The 24,958-nt window shown below is 38.3% G+C and carries 28 protein-coding genes; 2 read left to right on the top strand and 26 right to left on the bottom strand.

The annotated features are described in order from the left end of the window. The first annotated feature begins 1 nt into the window (after position 1). Positions 2–547: a GNAT family N-acetyltransferase gene (locus HCB49_RS12490; RefSeq protein WP_185605128.1), complete on the top strand. Its 546-nt coding sequence runs from the start codon at positions 2–4 to the stop codon at positions 545–547. A 175-nt stretch (positions 548–722) separates the two neighbouring features. Next, positions 723–1,781, top strand: a complete 1,059-nt coding sequence (locus HCB49_RS12485) for an LCP family protein (RefSeq protein WP_185605127.1) — start codon at positions 723–725, stop codon at positions 1,779–1,781. Between the two features lie 38 nt (positions 1,782–1,819). Here HCB49_RS12485 and HCB49_RS12480 read toward each other — a convergent pair whose 3' ends face one another. The 26 genes from HCB49_RS12480 to prfA all read right to left on the bottom strand — a co-directional run bounded on the left by HCB49_RS12480 (position 1,820) and on the right by prfA (position 24,940). After that, entirely contained in the window at positions 1,820–2,872 is a 1,053-nt protein-coding gene (locus HCB49_RS12480; RefSeq protein WP_185392356.1) for a glycosyltransferase family 4 protein, read from the bottom strand. Between the two features lie 7 nt (positions 2,873–2,879). Beyond that, positions 2,880–4,004 carry an o-succinylbenzoate synthase gene (gene menC, locus HCB49_RS12475; RefSeq protein WP_185605126.1) on the bottom strand — a complete coding sequence of 375 codons (1,125 nt, stop codon included), beginning with the start codon at positions 4,002–4,004 and terminating at the stop codon, positions 2,880–2,882. Further along, positions 4,005–4,739 carry a WecB/TagA/CpsF family glycosyltransferase gene (locus HCB49_RS12470; RefSeq protein WP_185605125.1) on the bottom strand — a complete coding sequence of 245 codons (735 nt, stop codon included), beginning with the start codon at positions 4,737–4,739 and terminating at the stop codon, positions 4,005–4,007. It lies immediately after the preceding gene. A 126-nt stretch (positions 4,740–4,865) separates the two neighbouring features. Further along, positions 4,866–5,693 (bottom strand): 3D domain-containing protein, encoded by an 828-nt coding sequence (locus tag HCB49_RS12465; protein WP_185605124.1) that lies wholly within the window; start codon positions 5,691–5,693, stop codon positions 4,866–4,868. Positions 5,694–6,082: 389 nt separating this feature from the next. Then, positions 6,083–6,448 carry a single-stranded DNA-binding protein gene (locus tag HCB49_RS12460; RefSeq protein WP_185481131.1) on the bottom strand — a complete coding sequence of 122 codons (366 nt, stop codon included), beginning with the start codon at positions 6,446–6,448 and terminating at the stop codon, positions 6,083–6,085. 251 nt (positions 6,449–6,699) lie between these two features. Continuing rightward, positions 6,700–7,134 (bottom strand): 3-hydroxyacyl-ACP dehydratase FabZ, encoded by a 435-nt coding sequence (fabZ, locus tag HCB49_RS12455; protein ID WP_185481132.1) that lies wholly within the window; start codon positions 7,132–7,134, stop codon positions 6,700–6,702. A 21-nt stretch (positions 7,135–7,155) separates the two neighbouring features. Beyond that, complete coding sequence (gene mreB, locus HCB49_RS12450; RefSeq protein ID WP_185392361.1) at positions 7,156–8,151, bottom strand: rod shape-determining protein MreB; 996 nt, start codon at positions 8,149–8,151, stop codon at positions 7,156–7,158. Positions 8,152–8,313: 162 nt separating this feature from the next. Continuing rightward, positions 8,314–9,606, bottom strand: coding sequence for a UDP-N-acetylglucosamine 1-carboxyvinyltransferase (gene murA / locus HCB49_RS12445; RefSeq protein WP_185403939.1), 1,293 nt, complete (start codon positions 9,604–9,606; stop codon positions 8,314–8,316). A gap of 181 nt (positions 9,607–9,787) precedes the next feature. Continuing rightward, positions 9,788–10,024 (bottom strand): DUF1146 family protein, encoded by a 237-nt coding sequence (locus HCB49_RS12440; protein ID WP_008948765.1) that lies wholly within the window; start codon positions 10,022–10,024, stop codon positions 9,788–9,790. Positions 10,025–10,147: 123 nt separating this feature from the next. After that, positions 10,148–10,552, bottom strand: coding sequence for a F0F1 ATP synthase subunit epsilon (locus HCB49_RS12435; RefSeq protein ID WP_008948766.1), 405 nt, complete (start codon positions 10,550–10,552; stop codon positions 10,148–10,150). A 21-nt stretch (positions 10,553–10,573) separates the two neighbouring features. Then, positions 10,574–11,995, bottom strand: a complete 1,422-nt coding sequence (gene atpD, locus HCB49_RS12430; protein WP_003723462.1) for a F0F1 ATP synthase subunit beta — start codon at positions 11,993–11,995, stop codon at positions 10,574–10,576. Between the two features lie 60 nt (positions 11,996–12,055). Then, positions 12,056–12,928 carry a F0F1 ATP synthase subunit gamma gene (locus HCB49_RS12425; protein WP_185605123.1) on the bottom strand — a complete coding sequence of 291 codons (873 nt, stop codon included), beginning with the start codon at positions 12,926–12,928 and terminating at the stop codon, positions 12,056–12,058. 37 nt (positions 12,929–12,965) lie between these two features. Further along, on the bottom strand, positions 12,966–14,480 hold the full coding sequence (gene atpA, locus HCB49_RS12420; RefSeq protein ID WP_003723464.1) for a F0F1 ATP synthase subunit alpha: 1,515 nt from the start codon (positions 14,478–14,480) through the stop codon (positions 12,966–12,968). A gap of 26 nt (positions 14,481–14,506) precedes the next feature. Beyond that, the gene (locus tag HCB49_RS12415) at positions 14,507–15,046 is read right to left on the bottom strand and encodes a F0F1 ATP synthase subunit delta (protein WP_003732515.1); all 540 of its coding nucleotides are present in this window, start codon (positions 15,044–15,046) and stop codon (positions 14,507–14,509) included. Continuing rightward, positions 15,043–15,555 carry a F0F1 ATP synthase subunit B gene (atpF, locus tag HCB49_RS12410; protein WP_185605122.1) on the bottom strand — a complete coding sequence of 171 codons (513 nt, stop codon included), beginning with the start codon at positions 15,553–15,555 and terminating at the stop codon, positions 15,043–15,045. The genes HCB49_RS12415 and atpF overlap by 4 nt, the downstream gene beginning before the upstream one ends. Positions 15,556–15,642: 87 nt before the next feature. Continuing rightward, entirely contained in the window at positions 15,643–15,861 is a 219-nt protein-coding gene (gene atpE, locus HCB49_RS12405) for a F0F1 ATP synthase subunit C (protein WP_003723467.1), read from the bottom strand. A 71-nt stretch (positions 15,862–15,932) separates the two neighbouring features. Continuing rightward, entirely contained in the window at positions 15,933–16,649 is a 717-nt protein-coding gene (atpB, locus tag HCB49_RS12400; RefSeq protein ID WP_003723468.1) for a F0F1 ATP synthase subunit A, read from the bottom strand. A 6-nt stretch (positions 16,650–16,655) separates the two neighbouring features. Beyond that, on the bottom strand, positions 16,656–17,054 hold the full coding sequence (locus HCB49_RS12395) for an ATP synthase subunit I (protein WP_003729250.1): 399 nt from the start codon (positions 17,052–17,054) through the stop codon (positions 16,656–16,658). A 193-nt stretch (positions 17,055–17,247) separates the two neighbouring features. Continuing rightward, on the bottom strand, positions 17,248–17,418 hold the full coding sequence (locus HCB49_RS12390; RefSeq protein ID WP_185605121.1) for a hypothetical protein: 171 nt from the start codon (positions 17,416–17,418) through the stop codon (positions 17,248–17,250). A gap of 467 nt (positions 17,419–17,885) precedes the next feature. Continuing rightward, positions 17,886–19,025 carry a non-hydrolyzing UDP-N-acetylglucosamine 2-epimerase gene (wecB, locus tag HCB49_RS12385; RefSeq protein WP_185605120.1) on the bottom strand — a complete coding sequence of 380 codons (1,140 nt, stop codon included), beginning with the start codon at positions 19,023–19,025 and terminating at the stop codon, positions 17,886–17,888. A 116-nt stretch (positions 19,026–19,141) separates the two neighbouring features. Further along, a complete protein-coding gene (gene upp / locus HCB49_RS12380) occupies positions 19,142–19,771 on the bottom strand; it encodes a uracil phosphoribosyltransferase (RefSeq protein WP_185605119.1) in 630 nt (209 codons plus the stop codon). A 135-nt stretch (positions 19,772–19,906) separates the two neighbouring features. Continuing rightward, complete coding sequence (gene glyA / locus HCB49_RS12375; protein ID WP_185503247.1) at positions 19,907–21,148, bottom strand: serine hydroxymethyltransferase; 1,242 nt, start codon at positions 21,146–21,148, stop codon at positions 19,907–19,909. Between the two features lie 135 nt (positions 21,149–21,283). Further along, a complete protein-coding gene (locus HCB49_RS12370) occupies positions 21,284–21,691 on the bottom strand; it encodes a low molecular weight protein arginine phosphatase (RefSeq protein WP_185605118.1) in 408 nt (135 codons plus the stop codon). Further along, complete coding sequence (locus HCB49_RS12365; protein ID WP_185481138.1) at positions 21,688–22,725, bottom strand: L-threonylcarbamoyladenylate synthase; 1,038 nt, start codon at positions 22,723–22,725, stop codon at positions 21,688–21,690. The genes HCB49_RS12370 and HCB49_RS12365 overlap by 4 nt, the downstream gene beginning before the upstream one ends. Positions 22,726–23,025: 300 nt before the next feature. Beyond that, on the bottom strand, positions 23,026–23,877 hold the full coding sequence (gene prmC / locus HCB49_RS12360; protein ID WP_185605117.1) for a peptide chain release factor N(5)-glutamine methyltransferase: 852 nt from the start codon (positions 23,875–23,877) through the stop codon (positions 23,026–23,028). Continuing rightward, on the bottom strand, positions 23,864–24,940 hold the full coding sequence (gene prfA / locus HCB49_RS12355; protein ID WP_185392373.1) for a peptide chain release factor 1: 1,077 nt from the start codon (positions 24,938–24,940) through the stop codon (positions 23,864–23,866). The genes prmC and prfA overlap by 14 nt, the downstream gene beginning before the upstream one ends. Between the last annotated feature and the right edge of the window lie 18 nt (positions 24,941–24,958).

Below are 24,958 nucleotides of genomic sequence, written 5' to 3'. Positions count from 1 at the left end.
CATGTCCACAAACATATTTTCCCAATTACCAGCTACCATTTCTACAGAACGAACTACTTTAAGAAAAACATCGCTAGCTGATGCCTCTACCTTATTTGATATTTGGTCTGATGACGAAGTAGCTCAGTTTATGAACATCGAGAAGTTTTCGACCATTCTTCAAGCAGAGGAAATGATTCAAGCAATCGAAAACGAACCTAATGCTTGTAGATATACGATTTTCACCGCGAATGATTCTTTGCATGCTATCGGTTCACTCGGAATTAATGATATTAATAAAAAGAACCAAACCGTCGAAATTGGATACGAACTTGCAAAAAGTCATTGGCGTCAGGGTTTTATGTTTGAAATTTTGACACATTTTTTCACCACAATAAAACCACATCTTCCATATAAAATAATTACAGCTAAAGTTCTTCCCGAAAATATTGCTTCTATAAAACTATTGAAAAAGCTAGGTTTTGAGCTAAGTACCACTGGGCAAGAATTAGATTTACATTCCGGTAAAGTATGTGAAATCAGTAATTATCAAATGCTACTAAAATAGTACAAATATTACATTTTTGAAAGATATCATCTTTTTTGTATTTTTTTCTAAATAATTTCTGTATAATAACATCAAAGTTTAAAAATTAAAGAAACCGTAAATCGGGCGTAACATTCTTTAGTTCAACAAATGCTACAATAAAACTTAGAAAAGTGACTATAAGGAGAATTAATATATGAGTAAAGGCACTGATGATAGCCGAAGAAGCAGCAAGAAATACAAACGTAGAAGAAAAATTTTATTCTGGATTCTAATTCCTGTGATGTGTTTAGTCCTTGCAGGTGTCGGATATGGCACTTACCTTTTTAGCAAGACGAAACTCGCAGCAGACAACTCTTATGATAATGTGAGGAACGGAAAAGCCTCCACACTTCGAACAAATGACGTTGAACCTATCAAAGACAGTTTTTCTATTTTAATTATTGGGGTTGATACAAGTACAACGCGCGCAGCCAACGGGAATCCCCGTAGTGACTCATTGATTTTAGCAACCTTTAATGTCAAAGATGCACGTGTAGAAATGACAAGTATCCCTCGTGATTCCTATGTTCATATGGAAGACTCCGCTAAAAATATTGATAAGTACACTAAAATCAATGCAGCACATGCTTACGGCGGCCCAGAACTTACGATGAAAACCGTAGAAGAAGAATTCAAAATTCCAATCGATTATTATGTTCGTTTCGACTTTGATGCATTCCTTAAAATTATCGACGCTCTAGATGGTATCGATGTAGATGTTCCAGTTAATTTCACTGAACAAGATTCTAAAGATAACGCTAATGCAATCACACTGAAAAAAGGACAACAGCACCTTAACGCTGAGCAAGCTTTAGCACTAGCTCGTACTAGACACATCGATAGCGATATCGAACGCGGTAAACGACAACAATTAATCATTAAATCTATTGTAAGCGAAGCAACATCGGTTTCTTCTGTAAGTAAGTATTCCGATATCATTGAAGTTGTTGGCGATAACATGAAAACCAATTTAACTTTCAATCAAATGCTCTCTATCGCAAAATTTGGAATGACTAATAAAATCGATATTAAATCCCTCAACTTAAAAGGGGATAGCAACCCGATGGACGGCATTTATTACTATAAACTTAATGAAAGCTCTGTCCAAAGTATTTCCAACGAATTTGCTGACGAACTTGGGATTAAACAACCATTCCCTGGCGCAACACCATATGCCGATGAAAGTTCTAGCAAAACAAGCAGTTCTAACTAAAACAAAAACCAACAACTAATAATTAGTTGTTGGTTTTTTTATTTGCGCTTTCGATGTATTTTTTGTAGTAAATTGAGGATTGGCCGGTAATCTTCACCAATTAACCCAATAAATTCAACAATAATTTCAATACTAAAGATTAATAATAAAAGTAATAGCATCGCTCCCCAAGCTGTGGAAAACGAAAAGACAAATCCTGTCATTGAAAATAGCAGTGCCATGCAATAAATTAACAGCACGGTTTGTTTCTCTGTAAACCCAAGCGCCATTAGCCTATGGTGAATATGCGACCTGTCTGCTGAGGAAATTGGCATCCGTTCTTTTAAACGCCTTACAATCGCAAAAAAAGTATCTGATAAAGGTACTCCCAAAATAATCAGTGGCACTAATAGCGAAATGAAAGTAACATTTTTAAAGCCCATAAGCGATAAAACCGCAATCATATAACCGAGAAACAGCGCTCCCGTATCCCCCATAAAAATACTAGCTGGAGGGAAATTATAGATTAAGAATGCCGCAACTGCTGCCGCAAGAATTAGCGCAACCGGCGCCACAAAAGCATCTTTTAAAAGCAAAGCCATACCCGCAATCGTCATTAAAGCAATGATAGAAATTCCACCTGCGAGGCCATCTAAGCCATCAATTAAGTTTAGCGCATTTACAATGGCCACAATCCAAATAATTGATAACGGAATCGCAAAATAGCCAAAATCTAATTGCCCATAAAAAGGAACGTTAATAAAATTAATAGTAATATCTCCCCAAACAGTCACGCATAGAGCAGCTAAAATCTGTCCGAGCATTTTCCATTTTGGCGATAAATCAAATATATCATCAATAAAGCCTGTAGTGATAATAATTAAAGCCCCGAAATAAATGGGCAGAAAACCAGATTTATCTATTGGTGCCAACAGCATTCCTACCGAAAAACTTATAAAAATAGCTAATCCACCTAAAGTGGCTGTTGTCTTCGTATGTTTATGCCTTTCACGCGGCGTATCAACCGCATTAATTCGAAATGCAAATTTCCTTATTATCGGCACCATAATGATACCAACTGCAAAGCTAATCAATATACTCCATATTAGCAATATTTTTTCAGCTCCATCCTTTATTTAGCAAAATTTCTTCTGTTGAAATAGTATATTTTTGTAACACATCAAAATCCAAAGTCACTCCAATGCCTTGATTAACCGGCACATTAAGCTTACCTTGCTTTAACGTAAAAGCTGGCGAGACAATATCTTCATTAAAATACCGATCCGATGCTGAAATATCTCCTGGGAAAACAAATTCTTCTCTAGCAGCTAACGCGATATTATGCGCTCTACCAATTCCGGCTTCGAGCATCCCGCCGCACCAGACAAGTAAATGATTATCCTTACAATATTTCGCTATCCTGAGCGCCTCAGACATGCCTCCAACACGCGCTAATTTTAAATTAACCGCCTGGCAGCTACCTAACATATGCGCCTGTCTTACATCCGCTAGCGACCTAATATTTTCATCTAAACAAATACGCGTTTTTAATTGTTTTTGCAACCAAGCGTGATCCACAAAATCTTTAGTCCCAAATGGCTGCTCAATCATTTCTAAATCATATTGATCTAATTCCTTTAATAGAAACAAATCTTCTCTATTATACGCCGAATTCGCATCCGCCATCAAGCTTAGATTTGGAAATTTTTTACGAACAGCAGCTACAAATGGAATATCTTTGTGCGGCGCGATTTTTAATTTCACTCTTTCATAACCTTCATCCACGTAACGCTCAACTAATTGGACTAACTCCGCCACATCCTGCTGCAAACCAACACTCACACCAACCGCAATCGAACGGTTTGTCGCGCCAATCATTTCAGCTAAAGAACGCTGCTCACTCTTTGCAAAAGCATCCCAAACAGCAAGCTCAACAGCCGCTTTCGCCATTTCATTTCCTTGAATCCAACTAAACAGCTGATGCACTTCTTCTGGATTTTGAATTTCTTTTTGAGCAAGGAGTGGAAGCAAATGCTGCTTAACGATAGAAATAGCAGTGTCTAAAGTTTCCTCCGTATAATCAGGTACTGGAAAAGCTTCCAACTCCCCGTATCCACATATCCCATCCTCACTCACTAACTCAATAATATAAAAATCTTTACTTTTCAATTCCCCATAACTTGTTTTAAATGGGGCAATGAGCGGCAGTTCTGCATGAATTAGTCTTGCCTTTTGAAAATACATTTACTCACCCTTTTTCAAACGCTTGCGCTCTTTTCGAATAACAAGCATAAATTGAGGTATTGCGAAAAAACGTCTCCAGCGAGAAGGATTAGAAAGTAATCTATATACCCATTCTAGTTTTAATTTTATCCATATTTTTGGTGCGCGCTTCACATTATCCGTTAAAACATCAAAGCTTCCTCCTACACCAATAAAAATCCCTTTAGTGAAATTAGCTATCTGAGACAAAATCCACTTTTCTTGTGCAGGAGATCCCAGTGCAACAAAGATTACATCTGGCTCTGCAACGACTATTTCCTTCGCAATTGCTTCACTTTCTAACGCATCAAAATAACCATGATGCACACCGCAAACGATAGCTTGTGGATACTTTTCGTGCACTTTTGCTTCGACCGATTCACTAACTTCCGGTTTCGCACCTAGAAAATAACAACGCAGCGGCTTATTCAACAACCCAACCATTGTGTCATAACCAGTCACGCGTTCTTTTAAAGGCTCCCCAAGTTTTTCAGAAGCCATTATAATCCCAATACCATCAGGCACAATATAATCAGCTTGCCGTAAAATAGCCTCAAACTCTTTATCCGTCCGAGCATGCATAACAATTTCTGGATTAGCCGTAACAACAAATCGACGTTCCTCATTTTGCGTTGCTTTATACAGTTCCTCCACAAATCCCGCTTGTGTTGTATTATAAAAAGGTATATTTAAAATTGAAATTTCCTGCTTTTTCATATGTATCTCCTAAAAAACTTTATTATGTATAAGTTTATCATAAAACAAGGACGCTTCCTATTTTTAATCTACAAAAAAGACTGTAAACAGCATAATGCCATTTACAGCCCCTCAATATGGAACAAATTAATCTAAAATTTGTACTTTAACTTGTTTTACACCCCAGTTGTTAACTTCTTGAACTGAGTTTAAATGTACATCAATTTTATTTCCTTTAATCGCGCCACCAGTATCGGCTGCAATTGCTTGTCCGTATCCTTCAACATATACTTTTGAACCTAAAGGAATAACAGATGGATCGACCGCAATAACACGAGGATTATCATTCAAATCAATGCCAGTTGCTGTCATATGGCTCAAGCCAGGCTCAGCTTTACTGTATGCAGTTGCCGTTACTGTAATCTCTTTTGAAACATTCCCTTGAGCTGCGGAAGAGTTAGAAGAGCTGTTTGAAGATGCTTCATTAGATGAGGTTGATTTTTGAGTTGCTGGTGCTGCTTTTTCTTCTTTTGGTTGCTCGGTTACTTTATTATCCGAATTATCCGCTGTTGCGTTATTTTCACTCGCTACAGCCTTATTACCAACAGATAATTTTTGACCGACTATAATTAAGTCAGAAGAAAGATTATTCCATGATTTTAGTTGGTTAACTGTTACGCCATAATCTAAAGCGATATGGCTAAGTGTGTCTCCTGCAACAACTGTATATTTGGAATCATTGCTAGCAGTGGCTTTTTCTTCCCCACTGTTTACTTGTAGTGTTTGATTTGGAAAAATCAAGTTAGAACTCAAATTGTTGTCTTCTTTCAATTGTTTTATAGAAACATTATTTTCATTTGATATTTTCCAAAGCGAATCACCATCTTGTACTTTATACTCAGCCGCAAAAGCTTGAGTTGAACCAGATCCTGCAATAATTAAACCAGCCGCAATGGCTACTACTGTTTTTTTCATGTACTTATTTTCCCTCCTTGATAACTTTCGAGAACAATCGTACCATACGAAACTAGCAGCTTGGTTACTAAAAAATTAAGCATATATGACACGGCTTCAAATAGTATCCGTTTTCCTGCAATATTTGTAAATTGCCATTATTGTCTGATTTTTATTACGTCTGGCTCTATTTCTGGGGAGTTCAAGTTATCCTAGCTTGCAGTTGTGGTTCAGTAGCTCACTAACATTATTTAGGATAGTTCAATAAGTGAATAAAATAATTTTATTTCACTGAATTGGAAAATTTTTCCATTACAAACAGAAACTAAAATTGTCTCTATTTGCGGTTTTTTTATCCATTTCCTCTAAAATTCATGATGAAATACGGCTCTTTATAACAAAGTATTACATCATTCCTCATCTTCCTGAGGAATATTCACTACATTTTCTTCTTTATTACGGCTTGATAAATATCTAATCTGATGAACTAATACCTCGGTAATATAGATTTTTTGCTCTTCTTTATTTAAATAATTACGTGATTGAAGTTCACCGACAATCCCTACTAATTGACCTTTACTACAAAATTCCGCCGTTGCTTCTGCTCTTTTACCCCAAACAACACATTGAATAAAATCTGCATCACTTTCTACTCGTTTATTTTTACCGAAACGGTTCAAAGCGAGAGTTAAGTTCAACACAGCTCGATCTTCCGTAGTCCATTTCAATTCTGGTTCCTTCGTTAATCGTCCTACTAAAGTTACTTGATTAATCATCTAATCGCCTCTTTCTTTTGGTGTATAGCGATTATATTGGATAAAAATTTCTTTGTAAAATAGCTAAAACTGCATTTCCACTAGGTATAGAGTAGCAAAAAGGATGTTTTCACCTAACAGAAAAATACGTTTTCCAGGGGGTATTTTGCTCTAAAATATCATTTTAGTACTTTGTAACTTTTTTAAACCCATGCTATTCTGAGTACATGAAAAAAGCACCAAAACCCATTTGGGCTTCAGTGCTAATCTTTTTATTTTGGTACATCTGATAAAGCAAACATAATTTCAGCTTCACAAACCAAATCGCCTTCAACGGTTGCTTTCACTTTCGCTTTTGCAATCGCGCCTCTCATGCGAGTGATTTCAGCTTCAAGTAATAATTGGTCACCTGGGACAACTTGACGTTTAAAACGACAACCATCAATCCCAGCAAACAAACCAATTTTTCCTTTGTTGGCTTCATTTTGCATCATTGCAATTCCACTTGTTTGGGCTAATGCTTCTACAATTAGTACACCCGGCATTACCGGATACTCTGGAAAATGCCCATTAAAGAATTCTTCGTTTGCCGTTACATTCTTTATAGCAGTAACTTTTTTGCCTTCTTCAACAGAAATAACTCTATCTACTAATAAAAATGGATAACGATGAGGTAAGATTTCTTTGATTTTTTTAATATCTAACATATACATCCCCCAAATTCAACTTTAGAATTTATTACGTTTTTTATTTGTAAGTGAGTCAAGTAAAATGCCAGTACCAAGAGCTACCACATCTAAAGGATTCTCAGTAATTAAGACCGGAACTTTTAATTGTTCAGACATTAATTCATCTAAACCATGTAGTAAAGATCCGCCACCAGTCATGATAATTCCTCTGTCAATAATATCTGCTGAAAGTTCTGGAGGTGTTTGCTCCAATACTTGTCTAGCAGCTAGTACCATTAAGTGTAACGAATCATGAATCGCTTCTTCTACTTCAGAACTTGTAATCGAAATTGTTTTAGGTAAACCACTTACTAAATCTCTACCACGAATTTCCATTTTTTCTTCTTTAGCACCTTGGGAAGCAGTACCGATTGTTACTTTAATATTTTCAGCAGTTCTTTCACCAATAAGTACGTTATATTTACGTTTAACATAATTTAAAATATCGGCATCCCATTTGTTACCAGCAACTTTTACTGATTGACTAGTTACGATATCACCCATGGATAATACAGCAACATCTGCAGTCCCTCCACCAATATCAATAATCATGTTACCAGAAGGTTCAAAAATATCCATGCCGGCACCAATAGCCGCAACTTTAGGTTCTTCTTCTAGGAATACTTGTTTTCCACCACTTTTTTCAGCAACTTCTCTAATGGCTTTTTGCTCGACTGAAGTAATATTCGTTGGACAACAAATTAAAATACGTGGCCGTGAAAAAAAGGTTTTTAAATTTAACTTTTGTATAAAGAAACGCAGCATCTCTTGAACAATATCAAAATCAGCAATAACCCCATCTTTCATAGGCTTAATTGCCGTAATGTCTCCTGGCGTTCTACCAACCATATCTCTTGCTTCTGACCCAACGGCTAGAACTTGCCCTGTCTTATTGTTCACAGCGACAACTGCAGGTTCGTTTACAACGATTCCTCTTCCTTTAACATGAATTAATACATTGGCTGTACCTAAATCGATACCAACATCTTTTGCCATTTATACTTTAACTCCTTTCGTGGTGTACACCTAATTTTACATCTCATTTTGAATTATAGCATAATTTATCTAAGGCTGGAATGTATATTTTAGAACAACATGGTTTTTTTCACAATAAATAAAAAAACCGCATCAAAAAGATACGGTTTTTAACATTTAAATTTAGAATAAAGATGCTAAGTTTGTTACATCAATTTTGGAATCATCTACACGTTCAACATCCGCTCCAAGCGATTGTAATTTTCCGTGGAAATTATTATAGCCGCGATCAAGGTACTTCAACTCAGTTACTTGTGTGTAGCCATCTGCAACTAAACCTGCAAGAATAAGTGCTGCTGCTGCACGTAAATCTGTTGCTGCAACTTCTGCTCCTTGTAGTTTAGCAGGCCCCGAAATAATAACAGAGTGTCCTTCAATTTTCATATCAGCATTCATTCTGCGCATTTCTTCTACATGCATGAAACGATTTTCAAAGACAGTTTCTGTCATAATGCTTGTACCTTCGCTTAGCATTTGAATTACCATCATTTGTGATTGCATATCAGTTGGGAAACCTGGGTGTGGCATAGTCTTAACGTCTACAGCTTTTAATTTATCAGGCCCAATAACACGAATACCGTTCTCTTCTTCAATGATTTGAACGCCCATTTCTTCAAGTTTAGCAATTAATGAACTAATATGTTCAGGAACTGCGTCTTCAATCAGAACATTTCCACCAGTAATAGCAGCGGCAATCATAAATGTACCTGCTTCAATACGGTCAGGAATAATAGAATGTTCAGTAGCAGTTAGTTCTTTAACGCCTTCAATTCTAATTACTTCTGTTCCCGCACCAATTACTCTAGCACCCATTTGATTTAGGAAATTGGCTAAGTCAACAATTTCAGGTTCACGAGCAACGTTTTCAATTACAGTTGTACCTTCTGCTAAGGTTGCAGCCATCATAATATTTTGGGTTGCTCCCACACTAGGGAAATCTAAGTAGACTTTAGCGCCCACTAATTTTTCAGCAGTTGCTTCAATATAGCCATTTTCAATTTTCACTACTGCGCCCATTGCTTCGAAACCTTTTAAATGTAAATCAACTGGTCTTGAACCAATTGCACATCCGCCTGGTAAAGCTACACGAGCAGAACCTGTACGAGCTAAAAGTGGCCCCATTACAACAATGGAAGCACGCATTTTACGAACATACTCAAAAGGTGCATCAGAAGAGATTTCTCCTGTTGCATCAACTGTCACTTCATCATTTACAAAAGAAACATCTGCATTTAGATATTTAAGAACTTCATTAATTGTGAATACATCAGACAAATTTGGGACATTTTTTAATACGCTAGTACCTTTACTCGCAAGTAATGTAGCAGCTATTACCGGTAATACAGCATTTTTGGCACCTTCCATTTTCACAGAACCATTTAACTGTTTTCCACCGCGTACAATAATTTTTTCCAAAAAGAACCCCTCCGCGTTACTAATAACTAAATCATTTATCGAATTTTATTAATCAAAATTTAAATTTAAAACATATCTAAGTAATTCTACCACTTATCACCCTAAAATATCAACTGATTTTAACGTAATATTAAAGTTGTTATAAGCTTCTATTAATTTTTGACTACTATACTACCATTTTCTAACTAAAAAAATTAATTAACTGTTTGGAAGCTGCCAAATAATCTAAGAAAAAACTGCTTAATGTATAACCTAATACAATCGAAATGATCACGAATAACAGTCTAGCTTGTGTTACATGGTTTTTCTTGATGAATTTCTCATAATTAATAGCTTGTAGTGCCCAAAAAGTAATTACAATAAATAGTAAATGTGAAATGATGATGACATATGGTGATTCCATAATAATATTATACATGCGTTCGCTCCTCATATTTCGCTACTACTCATTTTAACAAATACCGCTAGGAAAAAACAGTTAATACACTTATTGGTATATAAAAAAACTTCCTGGCGCGGTGGCCAGGAAGTGAGATGACTATTAATTGTGTTCTTTTGCGTGAATTCTGTTGATAGCTCTTTGTAGTGCAAGGCGAGCCATTACTTCGTCCACTTTTTGTTCTTTTGCTCGGCTAAGTTCATCTTCTGCGCGTTCTTTTGCCTTTTCAGCGCGATCGATATCGATATCTTGTTCGCGTTCAGCAGTATCTGCGAGAATGTTAACTTCTTCGCCGTTTACTTCCATAAAGCCACCATTGACAGCGACCCATTCTTCACCAGACTCTACTTTTAAGCGAACAATGTCGATTTTAAGTGGAGCAACTAGTGGAACATGGCCAGGTAAAATACCGAGTTCACCTGCTTTTGTTCTAGCAATAACCATTTGAGCAACGCCTTCATAAACAGGGCCGTCTGGAGTAACAATACTAACATTTAATGAACCCATACGTATTTCCTCCTGTTTTTATCAGACTTCAACGCCCATGTCTTTTGCTTTTTCAAGAACATCCTCAATGCGTCCAACTGAACGGAATGCATCTTCTGGGATATGGTCGTATTTTCCGGCTAATAAGTCTTTGAATCCTTTAACTGTTTCTTTAACAGGGACATAAGAACCTTTTTGGCCTGTAAATTGTTCTGCAACGTGGAAATTTTGAGATAAGAAGAATTGGACACGACGCGCACGGGAAACGGATTGTTTATCTTCGTCAGATAACTCATCCATACCTAAGATTGCGATGATATCTTGTAATTCTTTATATCTTTGTAATAAACGTTGTACTTCTGTTGCTACTGCATAGTGTTCTTCCCCAACAATGTCAGGAGAAAGCGCACGAGATGTAGAAGCAAGTGGATCTACCGCTGGATAAATACCTTGTTCAGTTAATTTACGTTCCAAGTTAGTTGTTGCATCTAAATGGGCGAAAGTTGTAGCCGGAGCCGGGTCAGTATAGTCATCGGCTGGCACATAAATCGCTTGGATAGAAGTAACAGATCCAACGTTAGTAGATGTAATACGTTCTTGTAATTGTCCCATTTCAGTAGCTAGAGTTGGTTGGTAACCTACTGCAGATGGCATACGACCTAGTAAAGCCGAAACCTCTGAACCAGCTTGTGTGAAACGGAAAATATTATCAATGAAAAGAAGTACATCTTGGTGTTCTTCATCACGGAAATATTCAGCAATTGTTAGACCAGTTAAGGCAACACGCATACGTGCACCTGGTGGCTCATTCATTTGGCCGAATACCATGGCTGTTTTTTCGATAACGCCAGAATCTTTCATTTCAAAGTAAAGATCGTTTCCTTCACGAGTACGTTCTCCAACGCCTGCGAACACTGAAATACCACCATGCTCTTGTGCGATATTATGGATAAGCTCTTGAATTAGAACGGTTTTACCAACACCGGCACCACCGAACAATCCGATTTTACCACCTTTTAAGTAAGGAGCTAGCAAGTCAACTACTTTAATTCCTGTTTCAAGAATTTCAGTCGTTGTTGCTAATTGATCGAAAGTTGGAGCTTCGCGGTGAATTTTATTACGTTTAATATCGCTTGGAAGTGGTTCGTCCAAATCGATGGTATTTCCTAATACATTAAATACACGACCAAGAGTTACTGTACCAACTGGAACTGTAATTGGGCTTCCAGTATCAATAACTTCCATACCTCTTTGAACTCCATCTGTTGATGCCATTGCGATTGTACGTACAACGTCATCACCTAATTGGATGGCTACTTCTAAAGTAAGTTGGCTAGTTGGTGCTTCTTCTGCATCAGATTTATATTCAATAACTAGGGCGTTGTAGATTTCAGGTAAGTTTCCACCTTCAAATTTAACGTCTACAACTGGACCCATAACTTGGATTACTTGTCCTTTAGACATGCAATGATTCCTCCTCACTTACCTTCCCATTTATAGGGACGTTACAAGAAACGCCGACTTCTATTCGAGTGCGGCTGCTCCTCCGACGATTTCGGTAATTTCTTGCGTGATCGCAGCTTGGCGAGCACGGTTATATTGTAGTGATAAGTCACTGATTAAATCGGATGCATTGTCTGTCGCGCTTCTCATGGCAGTCATACGAGCAGCATGTTCAGCGGCTTTGGCATCCAGAAGTGCTCCGAAAATTAGGCTTTCCACATATTGCGGTAGTAGTACTTCAAGAATTTCTTGTTCGGAAGGCTCAAATTCATATGTAGTAAGATCTACATCTGTTTCTTGGCCTTTTTCGTGAAATTCTGTCAGTGGCAATAATTGCTCTTTTCTCAGTTCGCTGGAAATAGAATTGATATGGTGATTATAATAAATGAAAACCTCGTCATAAACACCATCTTCAAACATTTGAACTGTGTTACTAGCAATATCTTTAATTTCCGCAAATATCGGATGATCTGTAATACCTTGCACTTCTAAAACCACGTTCATTTGGCGCGCTTTGAAGAAGTCACGAGCAGATCTACCTACAGTGATTATTGCATATTCATCACTTGACGTATGCTTTTTATTAATTTCTTGAAATACTTCTTTGATTACGGAACTGTTGTAAGAACCTGCAAGTCCAGTATCAGAAGTAAGTACGATATAACCAGTACGGTGAACAGGTCTAGATACAAGCATTGGATGGTCGCTACTGTTACCAGTGCCAGCAACATGTGTTACTACGTCCTTGATTTTAGATACGTAAGGCCCATATGCACGAGCATTAGATTCTGCACGACCTAGTTTTGCTGCTGATACCATTTGCATTGCTTTTGTAATTTGACTTGTTTTACGCGTAGAAGTTATTCGTTGTTTAATATCTATTAAAGATGCCAAAGATTTTCACCACCTTTGAATTTATTCCGAGTCTAAATTATTTTTCTTCAGAAGGAACAAATGTATTTTTAAATTCTTTTAATGCTGCTTCAAGTTTCGCTTCGTCAGGAAGTTTTTTCGTTGTACGAATTTCTTCCAAAAGCTCTGGGTGATTATGATCAAACCATGTATTCATTTCGGACTCAAAACGCAGTACATCATGAACTGGTACATCATCCAGATATTTATGAACAAGTGCATAAAGAATCAATACTTGTTTTTCAACTTTCAAAGGTTTGTGCAAATCTTGTTTTAGAACTTCTACTGTACGTTTACCACGTTCTAGTTTCGCACGAGTAGCTGCATCTAGGTCAGAACCGAATTGTGAGAAGGATTCTAGCTCACGGTAAGCGGCAAGGTCTAGACGAAGTGTTCCGGCAACTGTTTTCATTGCTTTAATTTGCGCTGATCCACCTACACGGGATACAGAAAGACCGGCGTTAATCGCTGGACGTACTCCGGAGAAGAATAAATCAGATTGCAAGAAGATTTGTCCGTCTGTAATAGAGATAACGTTTGTAGGAATATAAGCAGAGATATCTCCGGCTTGTGTTTCTACGAATGGAAGAGCCGTAATGGATCCGCCACCTAGGCTATCATTTAATTTTGCAGCACGTTCAAGTAAACGGGAGTGCAAGTAGAAAACATCCCCTGGATATGCTTCACGACCTGGAGGACGACGAAGTAATAGGGACAGCTCACGATAAGCAGCTGCTTGTTTGGATAAATCATCATATACAACTAAAACGTGTTTGCCGTTATACATGAATTCTTCGGCCATTGCAACACCAGCATAAGGAGCCAAGTAAAGAAGTGGCGCCGGTTGTGATGCAGCAGCAGTTACAACGATTGTGTAATCTAACGCACCATGATGACGTAAAGTTTCTACGGCATTACGTACTGTAGATTCTTTTTGACCGATAGCGACATAAATACAAATCATGTCTTGGTCAGCTTGGTTTAGAATAGTATCAATTGCTACAGATGTTTTACCAGTTTGGCGGTCACCAATGATTAACTCACGTTGACCACGACCAATAGGAACAAGTGCATCAATCGCTTTAATACCTGTTTGTAATGGTTCGTTTACCGATTGACGTTGCATAACACCAGGTGCTACTGCTTCAATCGGACGAGTTCCAGTTGTTTCAATTGGACCTAAACCATCAACTGGTTGACCTAATGAGTTAACTACACGCCCAATAAGCGCTTCGCCAACAGGAACTTCCATGATTTTACCGGTACGACGAACTTCATCGCCTTCACGGATTTCAGTGTAAGGACCTAGAATAATGATACCAACATCATTTGTTTCTAAGTTTTGGGCCATACCCATTACACCATTTGAGAACTCTAACAATTCACCAGCCATTGCATTATCGAGTCCATGAGCACGCGCAATACCGTCACCAATGTAGGTAACCGTACCAACATCACTCACTTTTAGTTCAGAATGATAATTTTCAATCTGCTGTTTTATGATTGAGCTGATCTCTTCAGCCTTAATGCTCATTGATTTCACCCCTCGTTAAACGGAAACTAGGCTTTAATTTGCCGTTCCATGTCCTTTAATTTCGTTTTTAGACTGTCATCATATATACGGGTTCCAATAACCACTTTGACTCCACCAAGAAGGGATTTATCAATGTGATTTTGAATGTTTAATTTTGTTTTGTTCATTTTCGTAGCAAATACTCTCGAGAGCGCCGTAAGTTCTTGTTCGGAAAGTGGGACAACAGAATAAACATCTGCATCCGCAACCCCTCGCAAGTCATTTACGCGTTTTTGGTAAACGTCCGCAATAACAGAAAGATAATCTTCTCTGCTACGGTCGATTAAAAGATAAATAAAATCTCTTAATGTCGGATTGATTTTTTCAAAAACAGCGCTGGCAAGATTTTTCTTTTGCTCGGTCGTGAAAGTAGGATTTTCAAGTAGTTTTACAAAATCTTTATTAGCTTTCAAGGCCGCTTTTAATTCAGTTAATTCTTCTGAAAAAACGTCTACTAAATCTTTATCTTGAGCTACTTGAAAAAGCGCATTGGCATAGCGACCTGCAACTTCCAAATCTTTACTCATTTGTCATCCCCTAGCCTTTCGATATAATCTTGGATAAGGTTAGATTGTTCTTTTTCATCCAGATTTTTTTCGATGACTTTCGATGCAATAAGAACAGATAAGGAACCGACTTGTTCGCGAAGAGCAGAAATAGCATCTTCTTTTTCACGTGCAATATCGGATTTTGCTTCTTCTTTTATACGTTCTGATTCACGTCTAGCAGTTTTGACAATTTCTTCGCGTTCTTTTTCACCAAGCTGTTTTGCGTTCTCAATCATTGTTTGAGATTCAATACGCGCTTGTTGTAAAACACTTTTTTGTTCAGCAAGTAGTTGTTCTGCTTGAGCGCGACTTTCTTCCGCCGCATCAATTTCAGAACCAATATGCTCTTCACGCTCTTTCATAATTCCCATAAGAGGTTTCCAAGCATAAATTCGGATTAAAACTAGCAAAATCGAAAAAGCAAAAAGCGTAAAGAATGCATCACCAAACGTAAATGCGGAACCAATTACTAAATGTGGTTGTAACACGCCAGTTTCACTCCTTTCTATACATTCGCTTGAATTATTCGTTCAAAACGAAAGAGATGAGGTTTGATTTCCTCAACTTCCTTCAAATTATTTATTAAGAACCATGAACGCAATAACAACAGCGATGATAGGAAGGGCCTCAACAAGACCGATACCAATGAACATGATTGTTTGTAGCATAGAACGCGCTTCTGGTTGACGCGCAACACCCTCGACAGTTTTTGATACGATAAGACCGTTACCAATACCCGCACCTAATGCACCTAATCCAACAGCGATAGCAGCTGCAATAACACCTAAAGACATATAATTATCCTCCTAATTTTTCTAAATATTATTTTTTATTACTTTTATAAATGACTTATTTGAAAGTTAGTTTAATGTTCGTCACTTACCTTATGCGACATGTAAACCATGGTCAGCATAGTGAAAATGTACGCTTGAATTGCCCCAATAAAAATCGAGAATCCTTGCCATAGTAACGCAGGAATTATTGCTAGCACACCTACAAATATGTTCATATGAGCAAGTTGTGTTGCAATGATGGTTAACAAAACTTCGCCGGCGAAAATATTACCGTAAAGACGTAAACCAAGCGTTAAAGTATTAGCAAATTCTTCTACTAATTTAAGTGGGAATAAAAATTTCATTGGACTAAAGTAAGTACCAACAAAATAGTGCTTGAAACCACGCATTTTAATACCATAGTAATGCGTTAAGCCAAGAACCATTATCGCAAGTGTTAATGTGACAATTGGATCCGCTGTAGGTGAACGCCACCATACTTCATCGTTAATCGCGATTTGAAATGGCAGTCCTAGCATATTAGCTACGAAAATAAACATTAGTAGCGTAATACCAAGCACATGGAATCTCCCACCGGTTTTCCAATCCATATTACTATTAATAATACCTCTGACAAAATCCATAACCCATTCAATGAAGTTCTGCTTTCCGGTAGGTCGGCGTTGCAGATTTCTGGTACAGATAATGGCTATTAGAAGAACGATGACACAAGTCACAGTAATCATCAAAATGTTAGATAGATTAAAGTCGATTCCTAATAGGCTTATCGTTGGAAATTCCTCTTCCAATTAGGTTCACCCCTCTCTTTTTAAAAACTTTTTTCTGCGGTACATGGAATACACAAAAAAATCTAGAAAAATAATTGCATATGCAAGCCCAAGTCCGATTACCATGCTATAAACATGAAAATATTCCGGCAGTTGCGTCGCTATAATAGTAGCAAATAACACGCTCCCCATTCTAAATGGCATTCCCATACCATAAAAAGAACGATTTTCAGCCAAAGCTCTAGTCATTGATTGTGTACGCCTCATTAATAGCCAGTAGTTAAACCAGCCGACGATTAAACCCAACTTAAGTCCCAAGAAAATATGTATATACGGGGTTAAAAACCATCCACAAAGACAAACAGCGATAAAAAGAACCATATACTTTTGATGACGATGATACATGCCAATTAGCGATTCTAACATTCGGGGCGCAATCCTTTCTTTTTCAAAAGATTTTTCTTTCCAGATGACCATTTTGAAATCTCAGGGAGTAAGTTCAGTTTGTGAAAACAAGCACATTTTTCCCAATTCATCCCAATCCCAAACACACATGAAAGCCTTATCAGCGTGTCAGTTCTTAGCATACAACAGCCAAAAGAGAAAAGTCAATACACTTTCACAAATTGTGCGTACATCTACTACTAATAGTAACACAATCGGACCCATCCATAAAAGAATAGCCTATTATTTCTGAGATTTTTTTGATTTCAAAATCGTTCTGTTTCCTAGATTGCCACGCCAGAATTATTTTTGTCCATTTAACAGCAACCAACACCTCCGTAATCATTGGAAAAACCAGCCGACCATTCGTGTGCTATTTCACAAAAAAGGCCAAAATAACTTCCTTTCGTACAAATAAAAAAACTTCTACCATGATTGGTAAAAGAATTCGATACGATTATTCGCAAATTTCGCGACCGAAAGTTCTTTTCCCAAGAAAAAGAACGGAAAAAACAGCCGGACTCACTTGTCGTGAGCTGCATTTTGATATAGAGTGCCCGTATAAATTCCAATTCAGTCAACGCAAACCTAGCGTCGGCGGGATTGTAGTGAATACTGAGCGCAGTCTTCTATCCCTATGCTAAAAACAAGCTATTTTTTGGGCTCTTATATTAATAACATTGACCATCTTATCACATGTAACATAAAAGAACTAGTGAAAATCGAGCGTGTAACATATCTGTAACAATAAGGCGCTTTCATTCCAAATAAAGAGAAAAACTAGACTTTTAACGCCTAGTTTCCCGCTGTGTTTTACACGATAAAATCTTCTGGTCGTTCTGTTCCATCAAACTGGCTTTTGATTGCTGCTAAAATTCGAGTAGCTGCATCCCCGTCGCCATATGGATTAGCCGCGTGCGCCATTTTATCATGATTTTCTTTATTATCAAGTAAATCTAATGCTTCTTTGATCAGATTTTCTTTATTCGTTCCAATTAATTTCAACGTTCCGGCTTCGATTCCTTCTGGGCGCTCGGTCGTATCGCGCAGAACTAAGACTGGCACACCCATGCCTGGAGCTTCTTCTTGCACGCCACCTGAGTCTGTAAATACAAGATAAGCTTTCCGTAAGAAATTATGAAAATCAATCGCATCTAATGGCTCGATTAAATGAATTCGTTCGTGTCCACCTAAAATGGCCGTCGCTTTTTCTCTAACTGCTGGATTTAAATGCATTGGATAAACGAGTTCCACGTCCTCGCGACTTTCCACGATTTCGCGAACTGCTTCAAACATACCTTGCATCGGTTCCCCGAGATTTTCCCGACGATGGGCGGTCATTAATATTAAGCGATTGTTGCCAAGATTTTCCAAAATAGGATGATGATAATCTTTTTGAACCGTTGTTTTAAGTGCATCGATTGCTGTATTACCAGTTACAAAAATCGTAGCTGGATCTTTACCTTCTGCAAGTAAGTTTTCTTTAGCCTGTTTCGTTGGGGAAAAGTGCATGTCTGCCATCACACCAGTTAATTGGCGATTCATTTCTTCTGGGAACGGCGAGTATTTGTTCCATGTTCTAAGTCCAGCTTCGACATGCCCTAGCATTTTTTGTTGATAGAAGGTCGCAAGTCCGGCAGCAAAACTCGTTGTTGTATCACCATGCACTAAAACGATGTCTGGGTTTTCCGCAGCGATAACTTCATTGATTCCGTTCATTACGCGTGAAGTTATGTCCGCTAAGGTTTGGCCTTTTTTCATAATATCTAAATCAATATCTGGTTTTATCTCAAAAATTTCTAACACTTGATCCAACATTTCGCGGTGTTGAGCTGTAATAACTACCGTTGATTCAAATGTTTCTGATTCTTTTTCTAACGCCAAAACGAGCGGCGCCATTTTTATTGCCTCTGGTCTTGTCCCAAAGATACTCATTACTTTGATTTTAGCCAATTTCGAACCTCCTTATAAAAAAACTCCTCAGAAATAGCTCGACAAAAAATTTTCCAGTTTGCCAGAAGCAGCACTGTTTATAATTCCTTATCTCACTAAATCGAGGAGAATGTTAATTATTTAGTTCCGAATAATCTATCGCCAGCATCTCCTAAGCCTGGACGGATATAACCATTTTCGTCTAACTTCTCGTCTAAGCCTGCTACGTAGATTTCTACGTCTGGATGCGCGTCTTGAAGCACTTTAACGCCTTCTGGAGCCGCTACTAGACACATGAATTTCATGTTGCGAGCACCGCGTTTTTTCAAGCAATCGATAGCCATAATTGCGGAGCCGCCAGTTGCAAGCATTGGATCTACAACGATGAAAAGACGTTCTTCCACGTCAGAAGGTAGTTTTACAAAATATTCTACTGGTTCAAGTGTATCATGGTCGCGGTATAGACCTACGTGACCTACTTTAGCAGCAGGGATAAGTTTTAAAATACCGTCTTGCATACCTAGGCCAGCTCTTAAAATAGGTACAATACCTAATTTTTTACCAGTAAGTGTTTTAGCAGTTGTTGTTTGTAGTGGTGTTTCTACTTGGATGTCTTCTAGTTCCATATCACGTGTAATTTCGTACGCCATTAATGTAGCGACTTCATCTACAAGTTCGCGGAATGCTTTTGTTCCCGTATTTTTATCTCGAATGATTGTTAATTTGTGTTGTACTAGTGGGTGATCAATTACGTGTACATTTGCCATCGATTAGTTCGCTCCTTTGATATTGAAAATTTCCTTCTCTTATTGTATCAGAACAAGACACAAGTGCAAGGATTAATTTGCTATACATGAAAAAAACCGGTTTTCTCTATATTAGAAAAAACCGGAATCATTATTTTATAAACTTGGATAAAGCGGATATTCATTTGTTAAAGTTGCAACACGTGCTTTAACATCTGCTAAAACTTCTTCATTTTCTAAGTTATGCAGCACTTCTGAAATGAGTACACCAACTTTTTCAATCGCAACTTCATCGAATCCACGAGTTGTCACTGCAGCAACACCTACACGGATACCACTTGTTACAAATGGGCTTTCTGTTTCAAATGGGATGGTATTTTTGTTCACGGTAATACCAACTTCATCTAATACTTTTTCAGCAGCCTTCCCTGTTAAGCCAAGTGGTTTTAAATCAATTAATAGTAAATGATTATCCGAGCCACCTGTTAAAACAGCAACATCATTTGCTTGAAGTGTTTCTGCTAATTTTTTAGAGTTGCGAATAATTTGTTCACAGTACGTCTTGAATTCTGGTTGTAAAGCTTCGCCAAAAGCCACTGCTTTCGCTGCGATAACGTGCATTAACGGGCCACCTTGGATTCCTGGGAAAATTGATTTATTCAATTTTTGTTCCCATTCTGCTTTAGCTAAAATCATTCCGCCACGAGGTCCACGAAGGGTTTTATGTGTAGTTGTCGTTGTAAAATCAGCATAAGGAACTGGATTTTGATGTAAACCAGCAGCAACAAGACCAGCGATATGCGCCATATCAACCATTAAGTACGCGCCAACTTCATCAGCAATTTCACGGAATTTAGCAAAATCGATTTTACGCGGGTAAGCACTTGCGCCTGCTACGATCATTTTTGGTTTATGTTTTAAAGCAGCTTCACGGACGATATCATAATCAATTTCTTTTGTATCTTCGCGCACGCCGTATTCAACAAAATTGTATAAAACGCCACTGAAATTAACTGGGCTACCATGTGTTAAATGACCACCATGTGAAAGGTTCATACCAAGCACTGTGTCACCTGGTTCAAGCACTGTATGGTAGACTGCCATATTCGCTTGAGCGCCTGAGTGAGGTTGAACGTTCGCATATTCAGCGCCAAATAATTTTTTCGCACGGTCGCGAGCCAAATCTTCCACAATATCCACGAATTCACATCCACCGTAGTAACGTTTTCCTGGATAGCCTTCTGCATATTTATTCGTTAATACAGAACCCATTGCTTCCATTACTTGCTCACTAACAAAATTCTCAGATGCGATTAATTCGATATTCGCACGTTGTCTACCAAGCTCTAACTTAATTGCATCAAAAACTTCCTTATCTTGCTTTTGTAAATAGACCATCTGTGGACCCCATCCTTTTCTGATAAATTTTTCAAGTGAACTGTTATGTATTATCTTTAATAATTACTTAAATCGGGTAGAAAAGCAAGCATTTTGGAATAAAAAAACGCAATTTCCGATAGTGAAGCGCTTCACTTATAGAAAACGTTCGGAAATTGCACTTTTTAGTTCGTAATAGGTGATTTCGTATTGTTCAATTGGTCCACCGTATGGATCCGGAATATCCGTTTCATCTTCGGAAATCAATTGTATTTTATCATTTGCTTTTGGAAAAATGTTTTTGAGTTCCGCTTGATGGCTTTGGGTCATTACATAAATTTGATCTGCCCAATCGATATCCGCTTGTGTGATTTTTTTGGCTTGATGTGTTGTTGGTAAATTCATTTGCGCGAGAATTTGGCGCGAGTTTTCAGAGATAGCATCCCCGTCCAAAGCACGCGTCCCAGCTGAACGAACCTCTAAATCCGGGCGCAAGTTTTGCAAAATTTTCTCAGCTAAAGGGCTTCGGCAAGTGTTTCCTGTACAAACAAATAATACATTCATTCGCTAATCCTCCTATTTCCAGCAGCTTTTTCTAGTCGGTTCATAATCGCAGCCCCAAGTTCCGTTTCTGGGTAAACTTCCGCATAAATCAGCTCCACATCTGCGTGATTAAATGCGCGCAACCCGTTATAAAGATTAGTGGCAACCTCATCCAACGCGTCAATACTACCTGTTGTTTGAATAACTGCATTTGTCGTTAGTTTATTTGTCAGCTCTTCTGTTGCTAAAATGCCGATTTTTTTGTGCGCAGCTTCTGCTTTATTTATTTCACTTTGCCAAAATTCAGTAGAACCTTCAATCAGGTAAACAGGGGCTTTTGGTGCGTAGTGCGTATATTTCATGCCTGGCGCTTTTGGTTTTTCTGTTTCGGTAGTGCTGTTTGAAGATGAGTCAACTGGTCCGATAACTCGTTCGATTTGTTCTTTCGTAATGCCACCCGGGCGCAAGATGATTGGTATTTCCAGTGAGCAATCAATCACGGTTGATTCTAAGCCAACACCAGTCGGACCACCATCAATAATTCCGGCAATTTTTCCATCTAAATCTTCTATTACATGGTTAGCAGTCGTCGGGCTTGGTTTTCCAGAGCGATTTGCACTCGGAGCTGCCACTGGAATATTGGCTGCTTTTATTAATTCGAGACTTACTGGGTGTTCTGGCATGCGGACGCCGACTGTGGATAAGCCAGCAGAAACATTGGCTGCTAAACTATCTTTTTTCAAAGGGAGAATCACCGTTAACGGGCCTGGCCAAAATTCTTCCATGAGTTGGATTGCTTTCGGTGGATAACTCGCTACAAACTGATCCATTTGTTCGCGACGGGCGATGTGGACAATTAGCGGGTTATCTGATGGGCGACCTTTTGCAGCGTATATTTTTTGAATAGCTGTTTGATTTGTCGCATCTGCTCCGAGTCCATAAACTGTTTCGGTTGGAAAAGCCACGCATTCACCATTTTGCAATAGTTTGGCTGCTGCTTGGTAGATGGCTTGGTTTGATGATTGTTTTGTTATTTTCCAATGGTTGGTTTGCATGAATTCCGGTCCCCTTTACATAACTTCTATTATATTTTAACGTTTTCTACCTTATTTTTACAGTATTGTTTTTTAAATTCTAGAAATCGCTCTTTTCGAACAAAAGTTATCCCCAAACTGTGGATAATAACTTTGTCAATGGGGATAACTTATTGTGAAATGTGGATAATTCGTAAAGCTAAGTAAAAAAGCCATTTTCTTTATTAAGATTTGATTAAAAAAATTTTTTGCACAACATTTTATCCACAGTTTTGTGGATAACTTTGATAAGAAAAAGACGCCTCTTTTCCAGAAACGTCTTTATACCAATATATTAGTGCATGTTACGTAACGATCTTTTGAATTTATATCTTTGTGGATAAGAACAGTAGAATGTGGATAACTTTTTTCGAATAGTCGCTTTACTCGATCTCCTTGTGTATAACCTATCTCCACGCCGACCCAAAAGGATGGTTTTAGGACATATTTTAAGTTATCCACAAATCGCTCATAGATAGCAAGCCCATCATTTTCTGCAAATAATGCTAGAGCTGGCTCGTTTTTCAAAACATAATCCGACATCTCCGCTTTTTCGGCTTCTGCAATGTATGGTGGATTTGCAACAATCATATCGAAACGTTCTTCCTTTTGCTTGAAAGCTTCCAGTAAATCCGTTTCTACAAAGCGCACATCGGCGTTCAACAATCGAGCGTTCTTTTTCGCGACCGCAAGTGCTGGAGCTGAAATGTCCGAAGCAGTCACTGCAATATCAGGAAATGCTTTTTTTAGCGCAATGGCAATAATTCCGCTCCCAGTGCAAACATCCAGCACATTGTTCAAAGGATGTTTTTTCAAAAAGGCTTCCGCACAAGCGACAAGTTCCTCGGTTTCTGGACGCGGAATAAGTACATCTTCCGTCACTAAGAAATCATATCCATAAAAAGGCGCTGTTTTTAAAATGTATTGCACTGGCTCTCCCGCCAAATATCTGGCAAAATCTTCCTCAAATTGTTTTTCATGATTCGGTTCAAGTTCGCGGTTTATTTCCATCCAAAGCTCAGAACGCGAAAGTCCCATTCTGGTTTCTAGTAAAATTTCCGCCGCATTTTGGTCCAAACCTTTTTCAAGAAGAATGGCTTCTGCGTTTTTTAGCAATTGACTAATTTGCGTCATTTAAATGCTCCAGTTTACTTGTTTGATCTTCTAGGATTAGCGCATCAATGATTTCATCGAGTTTGCCTTCCATGATTTGATCTAATTTTTGGATGGTAAGGCCGATACGGTGGTCGGTTACGCGGTTTTGCGGATAGTTGTAAGTCCGGATACGTTCGGAGCGGTCACCCGTTCCAACAGCCGATTTACGGTTGGCATCGTATTCCTCGCGAGCCTCACGCTCAAATTTATCATAAACACGTGCGCGCAATACTTTCATCGCTTTATCTTTGTTTTTCAACTGAGAACGCTCATCTTGCATCGAAACGACAATCCCAGTTGGAATATGCGTTAAACGTACAGCTGACATCGTTGTATTGACACTTTGTCCGCCGGCACCAGTGGATGCGAATGTATCTGTACGGATATCTTTGTCATGCAACTCGATTTCCACTTCTTCCGCTTCTGGCAAAATGGCAACTGTTGCTGTAGATGTATGAATTCGGCCACCTGACTCGGTTTCCGGAACACGTTGTACACGGTGCGCCCCGTTTTCATATTTCATTCGAGAAAAAGCATCATTTCCGTTCATCATTGCAATAATTTCTTTATAGCCGCCAATACCAGTAGGGTTAGCGTCCATGATTTCTACTTTCCAGCCGCGTGATTCAGCGTATTTGCTGTACATCCGGAATAAATCGCCCGCAAATAAAGCCGCTTCATCTCCTCCAGCTGCTCCGCGAATTTCTAAAATAACGTTTTTATCATCATTTGGATCTTTTGGAACAAGTAAAAGTTTTAGACGTTCTTCCAAATCTGTTTTTTCTTTTTGAAGTTCCGCGAATTCTTCTTTCGCCATTTCACGCATTTCATCGTCTAGTTTTTCACTTAGAAGTTCTTTTGTTTCGTTGATTTGTTCGTTTACATTTTTGTATTCGCGGTACGTTTCCACTGTCGCTGTAATGCCGGACTGTTCTTTGGAAAGGTCGCGCAGTCGCTTAGGATCAGATACTACATCTGGATCACTTAATAGCTCATTTAGTTCGTCGTAACGGTCTTCCACCGCCTGTAATCGATCATACATTGTATTCCAACACCTCTT

Source organism: Listeria cossartiae subsp. cayugensis (genome assembly GCF_014229095.1).
GTDB classification, from domain to species: Bacteria; Bacillota; Bacilli; order Lactobacillales; family Listeriaceae; genus Listeria; species Listeria cayugensis.
Note: the sequence above shows the minus strand (reverse complement) of the source record. Positions and strands in the feature narration are given on the sequence as shown.

Bases quoted from the DNA above. Each gene is read 5' to 3' on its own strand.
- HCB49_RS12395 (WP_003729250.1), bottom strand. From the start codon at position 17,054: ATGTTAGAATCGCTAATTGGCATGTATCATCGTCATCAAAAGTATATG.
- prfA (WP_185392373.1), bottom strand. From the start codon at position 24,940: ATGTATGATCGATTACAGGCGGTGGAAGACCGTTACGACGAACTAAAT.
- HCB49_RS12435 (WP_008948766.1), bottom strand. From the start codon at position 10,552: ATGGGTTCATTAAATGTTAGTATTGTTACTCCAGACGGCCCTGTTTAT.
- HCB49_RS12470 (WP_185605125.1), bottom strand. From the start codon at position 4,739: ATGAAAAAGCAGGAAATTTCAATTTTAAATATACCTTTTTATAATACA.
- glyA (WP_185503247.1), bottom strand. From the start codon at position 21,148: ATGGTCTATTTACAAAAGCAAGATAAGGAAGTTTTTGATGCAATTAAG.
- HCB49_RS12465 (WP_185605124.1), bottom strand. From the start codon at position 5,693: ATGAAAAAAACAGTAGTAGCCATTGCGGCTGGTTTAATTATTGCAGGA.
- atpE (WP_003723467.1), bottom strand. From the start codon at position 15,861: ATGTCTTTAGGTGTTATTGCAGCTGCTATCGCTGTTGGATTAGGTGCA.
- HCB49_RS12370 (WP_185605118.1), bottom strand. From the start codon at position 21,691: ATGAATGTATTATTTGTTTGTACAGGAAACACTTGCCGAAGCCCTTTA.
- HCB49_RS12460 (WP_185481131.1), bottom strand. From the start codon at position 6,448: ATGATTAATCAAGTAACTTTAGTAGGACGATTAACGAAGGAACCAGAA.
- HCB49_RS12485 (WP_185605127.1), top strand. From the start codon at position 723: ATGAGTAAAGGCACTGATGATAGCCGAAGAAGCAGCAAGAAATACAAA.
- HCB49_RS12390 (WP_185605121.1), bottom strand. From the start codon at position 17,418: ATGATTACGGAGGTGTTGGTTGCTGTTAAATGGACAAAAATAATTCTG.
- HCB49_RS12440 (WP_008948765.1), bottom strand. From the start codon at position 10,024: ATGTATAATATTATTATGGAATCACCATATGTCATCATCATTTCACAT.
- menC (WP_185605126.1), bottom strand. From the start codon at position 4,004: ATGTATTTTCAAAAGGCAAGACTAATTCATGCAGAACTGCCGCTCATT.
- mreB (WP_185392361.1), bottom strand. From the start codon at position 8,151: ATGGCAAAAGATGTTGGTATCGATTTAGGTACAGCCAATGTATTAATT.
- upp (WP_185605119.1), bottom strand. From the start codon at position 19,771: ATGGCAAATGTACACGTAATTGATCACCCACTAGTACAACACAAATTA.
- HCB49_RS12365 (WP_185481138.1), bottom strand. From the start codon at position 22,725: ATGCAAACCAACCATTGGAAAATAACAAAACAATCATCAAACCAAGCC.
- prmC (WP_185605117.1), bottom strand. From the start codon at position 23,877: ATGACGCAAATTAGTCAATTGCTAAAAAACGCAGAAGCCATTCTTCTT.
- HCB49_RS12490 (WP_185605128.1), top strand. From the start codon at position 2: ATGTCCACAAACATATTTTCCCAATTACCAGCTACCATTTCTACAGAA.
- atpD (WP_003723462.1), bottom strand. From the start codon at position 11,995: ATGTCTAAAGGACAAGTAATCCAAGTTATGGGTCCAGTTGTAGACGTT.
- HCB49_RS12415 (WP_003732515.1), bottom strand. From the start codon at position 15,046: ATGAGTAAAGATTTGGAAGTTGCAGGTCGCTATGCCAATGCGCTTTTT.
- fabZ (WP_185481132.1), bottom strand. From the start codon at position 7,134: ATGTTAGATATTAAAAAAATCAAAGAAATCTTACCTCATCGTTATCCA.
- atpA (WP_003723464.1), bottom strand. From the start codon at position 14,480: ATGAGCATTAAGGCTGAAGAGATCAGCTCAATCATAAAACAGCAGATT.